At 39.1% G+C, this 13,858-nt stretch carries 10 protein-coding genes; 3 read left to right on the forward strand and 7 right to left on the reverse strand.

Features of this window, described 5'->3' with window-relative positions; translation table 11 throughout:
* Positions 1 to 9: 9 nt before the first annotated feature.
* The 3 genes from ASE92_RS00145 (at position 10) to ASE92_RS00155 (ending at position 3,420) form a co-directional block, all read left to right on the forward strand.
* Positions 10 to 1,575: a DUF4957 domain-containing protein gene (locus ASE92_RS00145; RefSeq protein ID WP_056848102.1), complete on the forward strand. Its 1,566-nt coding sequence runs from the start codon at positions 10 to 12 to the stop codon at positions 1,573 to 1,575.
* Positions 1,576 to 1,654: 79 nt separating this feature from the next.
* Positions 1,655 to 2,677, forward strand: coding sequence for a pectinesterase family protein (locus tag ASE92_RS00150; protein ID WP_056848103.1), 1,023 nt, complete (start codon positions 1,655 to 1,657; stop codon positions 2,675 to 2,677).
* The gene (locus ASE92_RS00155) at positions 2,677 to 3,420 is read left to right on the forward strand and encodes a rhamnogalacturonan acetylesterase (protein WP_056848104.1); all 744 of its coding nucleotides are present in this window, start codon (positions 2,677 to 2,679) and stop codon (positions 3,418 to 3,420) included. The genes ASE92_RS00150 and ASE92_RS00155 overlap by 1 nt, the downstream gene beginning before the upstream one ends.
* Positions 3,421 to 3,921: 501 nt before the next feature.
* Here the strand turns inward: ASE92_RS00155 and ASE92_RS00160 are convergent.
* From ASE92_RS00160 to ASE92_RS00190, 7 genes are all read right to left on the reverse strand, one after another.
* Positions 3,922 to 5,547 (reverse strand): NADP-dependent glyceraldehyde-3-phosphate dehydrogenase, encoded by a 1,626-nt coding sequence (locus ASE92_RS00160; protein ID WP_056848105.1) that lies wholly within the window; start codon positions 5,545 to 5,547, stop codon positions 3,922 to 3,924.
* A 118-nt stretch (positions 5,548 to 5,665) separates the two neighbouring features.
* Complete coding sequence (locus ASE92_RS00165) at positions 5,666 to 7,105, reverse strand: MFS transporter (protein ID WP_056848106.1); 1,440 nt, start codon at positions 7,103 to 7,105, stop codon at positions 5,666 to 5,668.
* Between the two features lie 21 nt (positions 7,106 to 7,126).
* Entirely contained in the window at positions 7,127 to 7,789 is a 663-nt protein-coding gene (locus ASE92_RS00170) for a bifunctional 4-hydroxy-2-oxoglutarate aldolase/2-dehydro-3-deoxy-phosphogluconate aldolase (RefSeq protein ID WP_200926300.1), read from the reverse strand.
* Positions 7,782 to 8,837, reverse strand: a complete 1,056-nt coding sequence (locus ASE92_RS00175; protein ID WP_056848107.1) for a sugar kinase — start codon at positions 8,835 to 8,837, stop codon at positions 7,782 to 7,784. The genes ASE92_RS00170 and ASE92_RS00175 overlap by 8 nt, the downstream gene beginning before the upstream one ends.
* 184 nt (positions 8,838 to 9,021) lie before the next feature.
* Positions 9,022 to 10,422: a glucuronate isomerase gene (uxaC, locus tag ASE92_RS00180; protein WP_056848108.1), complete on the reverse strand. Its 1,401-nt coding sequence runs from the start codon at positions 10,420 to 10,422 to the stop codon at positions 9,022 to 9,024.
* 256 nt (positions 10,423 to 10,678) lie between these two features.
* Positions 10,679 to 12,325 (reverse strand): UxaA family hydrolase, encoded by a 1,647-nt coding sequence (locus ASE92_RS00185; RefSeq protein ID WP_056848109.1) that lies wholly within the window; start codon positions 12,323 to 12,325, stop codon positions 10,679 to 10,681.
* Between the two features lie 15 nt (positions 12,326 to 12,340).
* Positions 12,341 to 13,837, reverse strand: a complete 1,497-nt coding sequence (locus tag ASE92_RS00190; protein ID WP_056848110.1) for a tagaturonate reductase — start codon at positions 13,835 to 13,837, stop codon at positions 12,341 to 12,343.
* Positions 13,838 to 13,858: the final 21 nt, after the last annotated feature.

Genomic DNA, 13,858 nt, shown 5'->3' on the forward strand with positions numbered 1-13,858 from the left:
AACAGGGTTATGAATAGAAATAAACTATATACCAGCATTTTCTGTGTATTGACCTCAATTAGTTTATTGGGTTGTAAAGATGATGTAACAGAAGAAATTACAAAGCTGCAAGTAGACAGGGCATTTTCGCCAACAGGCTTAACTGCTACTATTGTAGATAAAACTGGCGTTAGATTGACCTGGAAGGCAGTTAATAATGCAAAAACGTATACAATAGAAGTTTTTGAAACTGCAGATTTCTCAGGAACGCCAACAAAAACAGTTGATAACATTACGTTTCTGCAAGTTCCGTATACGTTAACAGGTTTGGCTGGTGATACGCAATATTCCATCCGTGTAAAGGCTGTTGGCGAAGGGGTAACAGATTCAAAATATGTTACGGCTACAGCCAAAACTGATGCAGAACAAATTTTTCAGACTGTAAATACGGCTAAATTAACGGCAACATCAGTAGCACTTAACTGGCCAGCCGGACAAGCAGCTACCACCATCACCTTAACTCCAGGCAATATTACCCGCAACATCACTGCCGCCGAAGTTGCCGCTGGCGAAGCCATGATTACCGGTTTAACAGGCGAAAATTTATACACTGCAAAACTTCTGAATGGTGCGAAAGTTCGTGGAACCATTACTTTTACAACTCCACTTGATTTAGGTGGCGCTATTGCCGTAACACCTGCAGATAACTTGGCTACCCTAATTGCTAACGCAAATGTTGGTGATGTTTTTGCCCTTTTTCCGGGTAGCTACAATATCAATGCAGATTTGTTGATCACAAAAACGATATCGATAAAAGGGGCAAAACCTTCAGATAAGCCAATTATAAAAGGAGCTGTATTTAGAATGAAGGCTAATGCAGGCTTATCGTTAAAAGACCTAGATATTGATGGAACAGGTGCATTGGATGGTAATCAAACCATTGTTTATACCGATGCATCTGACGCAGCTTACGGAAACCTATCGATTGAAAATAGCAATATCAAAAACTACGTGAAAGGATTTATTTATGTAAATGTTAAAGCGCTAATTGAATCAGTAACGATCAAAGGAAATTTAATCAGCAATATTGAATGTAACGGAGGTGATTTTATCGATTTCAGAACTGGTTTGGCCAAAACGCTAAATTTTTCAAATAATACGGTTTATAATTCTGTTATCGCTAGAGATTTCTTCAGGATGGATCCAACAGGTTCTACGAACTTCCCAGCATTTACCTCGATTATTAATGTGGCAACAAACACGTTAAATGGAATATGCAACGGTGCTGCAAATAGACTATTTTATGTTCGTTTGGCTAAGCATGAAATCTATTCTTCTAAAAATATTCTAGCTAATTCTGGAGGGATTTTAACCAACCAGGCTTCAACTATTATTGTGCCAGCAAACTTTACTGCAAACAATTATTTTAACGCAGCAACTTATATGGCTGGTAGTGCAACATCGGGTGCGAAGTACGATACAGGAACCTTTACAATCTTGAATCCTGGATTTACCAATGCAGCTGCAGGTAACTTTACCATTAGCCAGTCAGATTTGAGAGCCAACGGGGTCGGAGATCCGAGGTGGAGAAATTAATATCCCTATTTATATTCAAGGGCAGATTTTATCTGCCCTTTTTTATTGGATTTTAAATTCTAGCATTTAAATTTATAGCATGAGTCAGCCCACATTCTTTAAATACTTCATTATTCTTTTTCTAGCACTTACTTTCATTCAGGCAAATGCTCAGGATCCTAAATACCCAGCAGAAATTACGGTTGCTCAGGATGGCGCTGGAAACTACAAAACCATTCAGGAAGCTATTAATTCCATTCGTGATTTAGGAGAAAAACAGGTAATCATTAAAATTAAAAATGGTACCTATCAGGAAAAAATCGTTATTCCCTCCTGGAAGATAAACCTGAAACTAATAGGAGAAAGTAAAGAACATACCATCATCACCAACAATGATTATTCAGGGAAACCGGTTTCTGGAGGCAAAGATGCATTTGGTTTGGAGAAAATGTCTACTTATACTTCTTACACAATTTTAGTTCAGGGCAGTGATGTTTCGTTGGAAAACCTAAGCATTGTGAACGCTGCTGGTCGTGTTGGGCAGGCGGTGGCATTACATGTAGAAGGCGACCGTTTTATAGCGAAGAACTGTAACATTTCAGGCAATCAGGATACGTTGTATGCAGCAACAGAAAGCAGTCGCCAGTTTTACCAGGATTGCTTTATTGAAGGAACAACCGATTTTATTTTCGGGAAATCGACCGTAGTTTTTCAGAATTGTACCATCAAAAATTTAAGCGATTCTTACATTACAGCAGCCTCAACCTCACAAAATCAAACTTTCGGTTTTGTGTTTTTGAATTGCAAAATCATTGCAGATCCTTCCGTTTCCAAAGCTTATTTAGGACGCCCATGGCGGCCGTACGCCAAAACGGTTTTCATCCACTGCGAATTAGGGAGGCACATTTTACCTGTCGGATGGAATCCCTGGAAAGGTGACAAAATGTTTCCCGATAAAGAAGAAACCACACTTTACGCCGAATATCAAAGCGCAGGTTTGGGCGCTTCGCCATCAACACGACTTCCATGGACTAAACAATTATCAGATAAAGAAGTTAAAAAATACATCCTTAAAAATATTCTCAGTGGATCTGATCAATGGAACCCTTTAACCAATTTATAATGAATAAACCAAAATTTTATGCCGGCTTTGGCATGGCCCTCCTTGTGCTATTATTTGCCTTCAAATCTCAACAGAAACAAACGGTTCTATATATTATTGGCGACTCTACTGCGGCAAATAAAGCAGCAGATAAGTTCCCGGAAACCGGTTGGGGCATGGAATTGCAGCCTTTCTTTAAGGAGGAAGTAAAAGTAGACAACAGGGCTTTAAATGGCAGAAGTACTAAATCTTTCCGTGCTGAAAAGCGTTGGCAACCGGTTTTGGATAATTTGAGAGCGGGGGATTACGTGTTTATTGAGTTTGGGCACAATGATGAAAAAATTGATAAGCCAACAGTTGGCGTTTCCTTGGCTGATTTTAAAATTAACCTTGTTAATTATGTTAATGAAGCCAGAAGCAAAGAGGCCATTCCCGTATTGCTTACACCAATTTCGAGGAGAAGCTTTAAGGATGGCGTACTGGTAGATTCGCATGGCGATTATCCAAAAGTCACGAGATTGGTTGCGGATTCGTTGAAGGTGCCACTGATCGATATGCTTGCCAAAACAGAAAATTTATTGAACAAATTAGGTGATCAGGCATCTATAAAATTGTTTCTGCATGTTGATTCCGGACATGTAAATTATCCTAAAGGGAAAAAAGATGATACACATTTAAGTCCAGATGGTGCAAAACAAATAGCTGGCCTGGTGGTGCAAGGAATTAAGGAAAACAAATTGAGTTTGGTGAAGAAATTGAAATAGAGGTGGCTCCAGCTATTTGGGATTGAGACTGCTTTGCTAATATCTTTGCTCAGTTGTTAATCGGAATCATGTTTGGGTTTTATTAATATGGAATATTCTTTTAAGTTACCAAACACCCAATTGCCACCCGTATAAATTTCGTTCCGTAGAAACGATTCATCGGTAGAACATGATAATCGTTATGCCATCGTTCCGTAGGAACGTTTTATGAAGGAAAACGATGTAACAAATAGGGCGGTTAACGCGTGTTAATTAATTCAAAATGAAGATCATAAACGTTCTTACGGAACGAAATTGAAATTATTATTTTTTTCTACCGAGGATACGTCCTTACGAGACGAATGAAGGTTTTTCTAGTGTTAATATCATTAAAGGTGTTGAAATAAATTCAGCATGATGACTATTCATATCAAGTTGATCATTTATTGTTAAGGCAAACAAAAGCCGCAAATTCCCAAGACTAATCTGTGAATCTGCGGCTAACTTTTTATTAATTATCTCCTAAAAAATATACTTCGTGCTTAAGAAATTAGAATCATTTCCATTCACAATTTCATTTAATAGTTTTTTATTGTCATCAGTAAATTTCGTGGCCACCAATGAGCGGATAGAAAATGAACGTAAAGCATCCACAACGGAAAGTGTTCCTTCGGCACTGTCTTTTCGACCTGTAAAAGGAAATACATCTGGTCCACGTTGGCATTGGCAATTGATGTTTACCCGGCTTACCTGATTAACCAAAGGATCAATTAATGATGAAATGACATTCGCATTGCTGCTAAAAATACTTACTTGCTGTCCATGAGGTGAGCCGATTAAATATTCAATGGGTTCTTCCAGGTCATCAAAAGGAACAACAGGAACAATTGGTCCAAACTGCTCTTCGCGATACAGTTTCATGTTGCTATTTACCGGATACACAATGGCAGGATAAACGAACGTTTCAAAAGTTTGACCGCCATTCTTGTTTACCACTTTAGCGCCATGGGCAATGGCATCATCAATGCAATCCTTTAAATATTCAGGTTTATTTAATTCAGGTAGCGGCGTTAAGTTTACGCCCTTTTCCCAAGGCATTCCGAACTTTAGTTTTTCTACTTCAGCTGAAAGGCGTTTTAAAAACTCTTGTGCAAGGCTGCGGTGTACGTAAACTATTTTCAAAGCCGTACAACGTTGGCCGTTAAAGGAAAGTGAGCCTAGAACGGTTTCAGAAACTGCCAAATCCAAATCAGCATCTTTAGTGATAATGGCTGCATTTTTAGCATCTAAGCCTAAAATAGCTCTTAAACGATTTACTTTTGGGTGCAACTTCTTAAGCTCGTTCGCCACCTTGCTCGAACCGATCAGGGTTAATACGTTGATTTTCCCTGATTTCATTAAGCCTGGAACAATGGTATTTCCTCGACCGTAAATGGTATTTACAACTCCTTTTGGAAAGCTCGAACGGAAAGCTTCAAGCAAGGGATAATGCAATAACGTTCCATGTTTAGGTGGTTTAAATAAAAGCGTATTGCCCATAATCAAAGCCGGAATTAAAGTGGTAAAAGTTTCATTTAAGGGATAATTAAATGGTCCCATGCACAACACAACGCCCAGGGGCGAACGACGTACCTGCGCTACAATTCCCTGCTCAATTTCGAAACGTGATGATTGCCTATCGATGTCTTTCAGGGCATCGATGGTTGCATAAATATATTCAACCGTACGATCGAATTCTTTGATAGAATCGGCGTAAGATTTACCTATTTCCCACATAATGAGCTTAGCCACAATCTCCTTTTGCTCCAGCATTTTGTGCGTAAAGTTTTCTACACAGGTAATGCGATCGGCTACGCTCATGGTTGGCCATTGCCCGCGACCATTATCGTAAGCTGCTACGGCTGCATCTAAAGCCTCGGTGGATTCTTTTTCGGTACATACCGGAAAACTTCCGATGCGCTTCCTTTTGTATCCTTCGGGAGTTTTGATGCAAACTGGAGAAAAAACCTCATTAAAAGGTCCGTTCCACGGTTTCATTTCTCCATTAGATAGAAACTCTTTTTGATTGATTTCTTCTTTGAGCCTAAATTCATCTGGAATCTGGCTCTCTTCAACGAAAATACTTTCGAGGTTTAGCGTGGTGCTCAATTTTGGTTTGGTTGTTAGGGTTTATAATTGTGTTAATCTATAGTTTAAGTATAGATTAATTTTATTTTTAAGGCTGAAGATTTAGCGTAGTTAGTTCGCAAAACCTTCAGCCTGATAATTATGCTAATTCGATAACTTTATACTTCGGTACCAAAGTTTTCATTACAGTCCAGCCGATTAAGTAACAAACCGCACAGATAGAAAAGATAATGAAATAACCTGCTTCTTCGCCTTTGAAGCCCATAAAAACGATTTGATTTTTACCCGTATAATCGAACAGTAAACCCGATCCTTTATTGATAATGAAAGAGCCGATACCACCTGCCATACCACCGATACCGGTAATAGTTGCAATGGCTTTTTTAGGAAACATATCGCCCACGGTAGAAAAAATATTTGCTGACCAAGCCTGGTGTGCTGCCCCTGCAATACCGATAATAATTACTGGAATCCAATAAGTGATATGACCCAAAGGTTGGGCTGCCAAAGCTAAAAGCGGGAAGAAAGCAAAAATCAACATGGCTCTCATTCTGCCTTCGTAAGGGTTCATGCCTTTTTTATCAACAAAATAAGTTGGCAACCAACCGCCGATAATGGACAGCAACGTAATCATGTAAAGCACAAATAAAGGTAAAGCACTCTGGGTAGAGTCCATTCCGTAAACCGATTTAAGGTAGGCTGGTGTCCAGAATAAGAAGAACCACCATACGCCGTCTGTCATAAATTTACCAAAGGCAAAAGCCCAGGTTTGTTTGTATTTGAAGCAATCGATAAACGATACTTTTTCTTTGGTTTCTTCTACATAATCGGCCAATTTTCTATCGGCAATTAAATCTTGTTGAATGTAAGCCAACTCTTCGGCGGTTACTCTTTTATGCAATTCTGGTTTATTATAAACGAAAACCCAAAGGCCCATCCATACAAAACCTAAAGCCCCGATGATGATGAAAGACATTTCCCAGCCATAAGCTTTTGCAATAAAAGGAATGGTAATCGGAGCAGCCAAAGCACCCACAGTAGCACCTGCGTTAAAGATACTGGTTGCAAAAGCACGGTCTTTTTTAGGGAAATATTCTGCTGTGGCTTTAATTGCCGCAGGGAAATTCCCGGCTTCACCTACTGCCAAAACAAATCTTGCAAAGATGAACAAAGTAACACTTACCGAAACAACCATTCCGGTATCGTTAACTCTACCAATAATTTCTTTTGCTCCTTCAAAACCTACAAACCAATTGCCTTCGATAATTCCGGCAGTAGCGATACCACAGTAAGCGTGTAAACAAGCACCAACCGACCATACACCAATTGCCCATAAAAAGCCTTTTTTGGTATCCAGTTTATCAACCAAACGACCAGCGAAAAGCATTGAAATGGCATAAAATATCGAGAACAATGCAGTAATATTTCCATAATCATTATTATCCCAGTGAAACTCTGGTTTAATAAAATCTGTCCATGTTAACGAAAGTACCTGTCTATCTAAGTAGTTTATTGTGGTGGCAAGAAACAGGAGTAAACATATCGTCCATCGGTATTTGCCTATTTTTGGTTGATTCATTTGGTTAGTGGTATTTAAATTTTACTTGCTTTGCTTAATTAAGTCGAGTGCGAGTTTTGTGTTGTCTGCCAGTTCTTCATACAGGCCTTTTGCCATTACATCTTTGCTAATTAACTTACTGCCCATGCCTACCGCACAAACGCCAGCCTTAAACCAGGTTTTTAAGTTGTCAGCATCAATTTCAACGCCGCCTGTAGGCATAAATAATTGCCCTGCGAATAAATCTTTTATTGATGATACGAACTCTGGGCCTAAAATATTAGCAGGAAAAATCTTGATTAACATAGCTTTGTGCTGTTGCGCGACACTGATTTCCGTCGGCGTCATACATCCAGGAATCCAAAGCATCCCGATTTTATTCGCTATTTCAGCTACCTCGGGGTTTACGATTGGCGCCACAATAAAGTCTGTTCCCGCATCAATAAAAGCATTTGCATCAGCAGCTGTTTTGATGGTGCCAATACCCAAATAAAGATCAGGCATTTCAGCATCACGTACTTCTTTTAACTTTTTAAAGTTAGGCAAAGCCGATTTACCACGATTAGTGTATTCAAAAACGCGGACACCTGCATTATACAAAGTGCGTAAAATTTCTACACTTCCGGTTTCGCTATCCTGATAGAAAAGCGGAAGCATCCCTTGTTCTAAAATGGCATCTAAAATTTTGTGTTTGTTACTAATCATGGCGTATTATTCTTTTTTCAATGTCTGCTACGGTACTTGTTGTGGCATCACTTGGAATGTATAATTTATCGTATGCTGCAGCGGTTGCAAAATTTAAAGTTTCTTCCACAGGTAACTGGTTATAAAAACCATAAATTAATCCTGCCATAAAACAATCGCCACTGCCTACTTTATCTAAAATTTCATCTGAAACGTATTCTTCAGATACGGTTAGTTTGTCTGCTGTGTATATCGCGGTATAGTATTTTATTCCTTTTCCGTTATCGAAACGGAAGGTATTGGCTACAGCCTTACAAGCTGGAAACAAACTTAATATTTCTTTAGAGGTATCCGTTGCTTGTTGCAGTAACGTTTCCTTTGCATAACCTTCTGTTGGCTTTAAATCTTCGTGAAGAGCAGTACCTAACATTTTATTAGCTGCCCAAACGTTGCCCATGATTAAAGTGCAATATTGTGCCAGTTCAGGTAAAACATCTATCGGATCTTTGCCATATTTCCAAAGCTTAGCTCTGTAATTTAAGTCTAACGAAATAATAATATTTCTTTCACTTGCTGCTTTTAAGGCCTCAAGGCAAACATCAGCTATCGATTGATTAATAGCAGGACATATAGCGCTGAAATGGAACCAGGTAATCCCCTGAAAAACTTTATCCCAATCAATCTGACCAACTTTCAATTCTGCATAAGAAGAATTTGCCCTATCGTAAATTACTCCGGCATTTTTTAAATCTTTCCCTTTTGGAAGGTAGTATAGCCCCAATCTATCGCCGCCAAAAACCATTGGCGAGGTATCAATATTTCTAACTTTTAAATACTCTTCAATCTCTCGGGTAACAGAATTATCTGGCATAGCCGATAAATAAGCAGATGGAACATTCCACAACGCCAATGCAGTAGCCGCATTTAATTCAGCGCCACCAACGTAAAAAGGTAACTTACTTTCTTTTAACCATTGCCCATCCATATCAGGGCAAATGCGCAAAAGGATCTCTCCGAAACTTAAAACTTTTTCTCCTTTTTTTACCAAGGATGATATCTGGTCACTCATTTTTGTATTTCTTATTGTAGTCTGTGTTGCCACAGCTCATCAATATGTTTGGTTTATTCTTGAATACCCACACACCGAGGTTAATCTAATTTCTAACGTTATGGATTCATTCCACAGCCTGTATGACTACAATTATTAATTTGAATCTCTCTCCATGGTCTGTGTCCTCACAGGCCATTTATATTTAAAACGTAAAGTAATTTTTTGCGTTAAAATAAGAAATATCCTGCACTATCTTGCCTACCCACTCAATATCATTTGGCAATTCTCCATTCTCCACATCTTCGCCAAACAAATTGCAAACAATCCGGCGGAAATATTCATGACGTGGGAAAGACAAGAAACTACGCGAATCTGTCAACATCCCCACCAAACGGCTCAAAAGTCCCATATTTGATAGTGCATTTAATTGTTTAATCATGCCATCTTTTTGATCTAAAAACCACCAGGCAGAACCAAACTGAACTTTGCCCGCAACAGAACCATCATTAAAATTTCCAATCATTGTAGCAATAAGTTCATTATCTGCAGGATTTAAGTTGTAAATGATGGTTTTCGCCAGTTTATCCTGGTTGTCTAAACGGTTTAAAAATTTAGAAAGCATTCTCGCCTGACTAAAATCGCCAATGGAATCCCATCCCGTATCAGGACCTAACTGGCGCAACATCCTGGCATTGTTATTCCGCAAAGCGCCTAAGTGATATTGCTGAACCCAACCTTTTTCATGATCCCATTCTGCAAAATAGATCAGCATAGCTGATTTGAATTTCAAGTTTTCCTCGTAGGAAATCTCCTGATTGCTACGGATTTTGTCAAAAACTGAGCTGATTTCTTCATCCGTATAATCTTCGGCATAAATTTGCTCTAGACCGTGATCTGAAACCGAGCAACCGTTTTCGGCAAAATAATCGTGGCGGCTTTTTAAAGCGTCGATATATTCTTGCAAGCTGGAGATGGATTTACCCACAACGCCTTCCAATTTGTTAATATAATCGTTTAAGCCGGCAACATCATCACTGTTCATTGCCTTATCCGGACGGAAAGCCGGCAACATTTTTAAGGCTGCACCTTCAGCGGCCAATTGCTGGTGGAAGTTTAAGCTATCCAGCGGATCATCAGTTGTACAAACCGCTTCTACATTCATTTTAGCCAATAAGCCGCGAACGGAATATTCTGGAGTTTGCAACTTTGCAGAACATTCATCGTAAATTTTACGAGCGGTTTTGCCTGATAAAATATCGGTGATTCCAAAATACCTTTGCAGCTCTAAATGAGTCCAATGGTATAAAGGATTGCGCAAAGTGTAAGGTACAGTTTCAGCCCATTTTTCGAATTTTTCAAAGTCAGATGCGTCACCGGTGATGTATTTTTCATCTACCCCATTGGCTCTCATAGCTCTCCATTTGTAGTGATCGCCTGCTAACCAAACCTGTGTAATATTTTCAAACTGCTTATCGTTGGCAATTTGCTCCGGAATTAAGTGATTGTGATAATCAATAATAGGTAACGATTTTGCGAAATCATGGTAAAGCTTTTCAGCTGTTTCATTTTGCAAAAGGAAATTTTCGTCTAAAAAAGGTTTCATTCTTTTGAGATTTGAGACATTAGATACGAGATTTGAGATTTTCAAAACGCCGATCTTTATATCGTATTTTTTAATGTGGCCTGTGAGGACACAGACCACGGATTTTGTTTTATATCCCTCGTTATTCAAAGGAACAAAGCAATCTTATGAATCAGATTACTTCGTGCCTCGCCTGCCTGCGGCCAGGCAAGCAACAATAGTTTGTGAAAACTGGACTTTGGAATTCGGACTAAAGACTTCCGACTCCAAACCCCAACTAAAGACTAACGCCTCTTTTCCAAGGAATAAAGTCGTCTTGATTTAAGAGTACAGCTTTCGGAATTACTTCGCCACTGGCTGCTTTAATGCAATATTCTAAAATGTCTTCACCCATTTGCTCAATGGTTTTCTCACCTTCAATTACCGGCCCGCAGTTGATATCGATAATATCGCCCATGCGTTTAGTTAAAGCATTATTGGTAGAAACTTTTATGGTGGGGCAAACCGGATTGCCTGTTGGTGTACCTAAGCCTGTGGTAAATAAAATCAATGTTGCGCCTGACGCCGCTTTTCCTGTAGTCGCTTCTACATCGTTTCCAGGTGTACAAACCAGATTTAAACCGGGTTTTGTAGCAGGTTCGGTATAATCCAACACATCTTCCACTGGTGATGTTCCGCCTTTTTTAGCGGCACCAGTACTTTTTATGGCATCGGTAATCAAACCATCTTTGATATTACCGGGAGACGGATTCATAAAAAATCCAGAGCCAACGTTTTCTGCTGCCTGGTTGTAAGCCGTCATTAACTGAATAAATTTACGTGCTGCAGTTTCATCCTTTGTCCGATCAATCAATTGTTGTTCAGCGCCACAAAGTTCTGGAAACTCGGCTAGAAGAACAGTTCCGCCCAGGCCTACCAATAAATCAGAAGTATAGCCAACTGCAGGGTTAGCGCTAATGCCACTAAAACCATCGCTACCACCACATTTCACACCCAAAACCAGTTTGCTTAATGGCGCTGGCTGACGCTCGATTTTATTAATTTCAGTCAAACCGATAAAGGTTTTTCTAATGGCTTCTTTAACTAATTGTTCTTCACTTTGCGATTGTTGTTGTTCGAAAATGAATAAGGGTTTATCAAAATTTGGTGAACGCAATTTCAAATCATCAACAAAATCTTTTACCTGCAAATTCTGGCAGCCCAAGCTTAAAACGGTAACGCCTGCAACATTTGGATGATCAGCATAAGCGGCTAAGAGTTTACTCAACACAGCAGCATCCTGACGTGTACCGCCACAACCACCCTGATGGTTCAAAAACTTTATCCCATCAACATTTTTGAAAATACGGTTAGCCTCAGGATTCGCTTGTCCGATTGAGCTCGAATCTGCTTCTTCCAGAATTTCACCAGCTTTGTAAGCTTCTACCAGGTGATGCGCATAAGTTTTGTACCTATCGGTTACGGCATAACCCAATTCATTATGTAAGGCTTCGCGAATTACATCAAGATTGCGGTTTTCGCAAAAAACGGTAGGAATAAATAACCAGTAGTTGGCAGTTCCTACGCGACCATCATTGCGGATATAACCATTGAAAGTTCTGCCTTCAAATTTGGATACATCTGGCGCATGCCATTCATAGTGGTAAGGTCTAAACTCGTAAGGATCTGAAGCATGTTTAGTATTTTCAGTATCCATTAAGCCGCCTTTAAGGATAAAATGTTGCGCCTTCCCAACCAGAACACCATACATAATGATGTGATCTCCGGCATTCATATCCTGCATAAAAAATTTATGCTTGGCCTTAATATCATCCTGTAAAGTATATTCTTGCCCATCGTGTATAATGGTTTCGCCTTTTGCAAGATCTTGCAGGGCAACAAGTACGTTATCGTTAGGATGGATTTTTAAAATTCTAGTAACCATTTTAATTGTTCTTTCTTAGTGCAAGTTACTCAAAGTTTCTTTTGCACCTTTATTTTGTAATAAATCTACATAAGATTTTACCGCAGCATTAAAACCAGGATAGTTGTTCAGGTTTTTATCCCAAAGCCTTCTATCACCCAACGTACTGTCTACTACAGTTTCTGGGTTTTTCCAGTAATTGTGTAATACTTCTGCAAATTCATCTTGTATCGGGAATGATTTTCCATTTATTGTCGACGTATAAGTATCGCCATCTTTGGCAGCATTCATATAAATGATGTAAGCAGCAACGCCGAGTGCAGTTAATTGAGGTACTTCATTTTTCAATGCATAATATCTTCTAATTAAAGGCATATTACGCATCTGCAATTTTTGCGTGTAATTTAAGGTAATGGCATGCCATTGGTGTGCTAATGATGGATTGCTGAAACGATCGATAACACTTTCGGCAAAAGCTAATGCTTCTTCTTTGGTAATGTCGCCACTTTCTACCACAGGAACAATTTCCTCTTTCATCAACTTTAAAACATGATTAGAGAATGATTTATCTGCCATGGCCTCTTTAACGGTATGGAAACCCGCTAAAATGGCTAATCCGCAACTAATGGTATGTGTACCGTTAAGCAAGCGAAGCTTAAGTTCTTTAAATTTATCGATGGAAGGAACGATGAAAACACCCTTATCAGCCGAAGCAAATGACAATACTTCTTTCACTTTTTCGCTCGCCGATTCGATGGCCCAAAGTCTGAAAGGTTCTGCCATAATCATTAAGCCATCGGTGTAACCCAACTCTGCTTCCAATGCTTTTTGCGATGCTTCAGGCAATCTTCCCGGAACAATTCTATCTACTAGCGTTTTGCAAAAATGATTAGCAGTTCTTAACCAGTTTTCGAAATCCCAACCCAACTTGTTTTGAATGGCTAAGTCTAGCACAATTTCTTTCAACTTATCTGCGTTATCGCTGATCAATTCAGTTGGTACGATTACCATTCCACTTTCTTCCGATCCGTTGAAGGCTTTATATCTTTCATGCAAAAAGGCCAATAACTTCCCCGGAAAAGATTGTGGTGGGGTATCAGTAATTTTATCTTCGCTTTTCACAATTCCAACTTCTGTGGTATTCGAAATTACCACTTTCAATTCTGGCTGATGTGCTGTTTTTAAAATCTCTGCCCACTCTGATGTTGCAGATAAAACACGACTAATTGATGAATTGATCATGTTTTCTTCAACCTCAACGCCATCCTCAATACCTTTAACACTTAGCGTATACAAATTATCCTGATCAGCAAAATCATCAACTCCAGCTTTCGAAGTAGTTTTAACCACAACAATTCTTCCGTTAAAAATGCCTTGATGGTTGGCTTTATCGATAAAATAATCAGGTAAACCGCGTAACAAAACGCCAGTGCCAAACTGAATTACCTTCTCTGGTAACTCCAACATTTCAGCAGTTGGTTTAATCACCTTTTCTCCGCTGATGTTTTTTAGATTTTCTTTGTTTAAAAGCATGTTTTATTGTTTAATCACCAA

Source organism: Pedobacter sp. Leaf41, assembly GCF_001422545.1.
Lineage (GTDB): Bacteria > Bacteroidota > Bacteroidia > Sphingobacteriales > Sphingobacteriaceae > Pedobacter.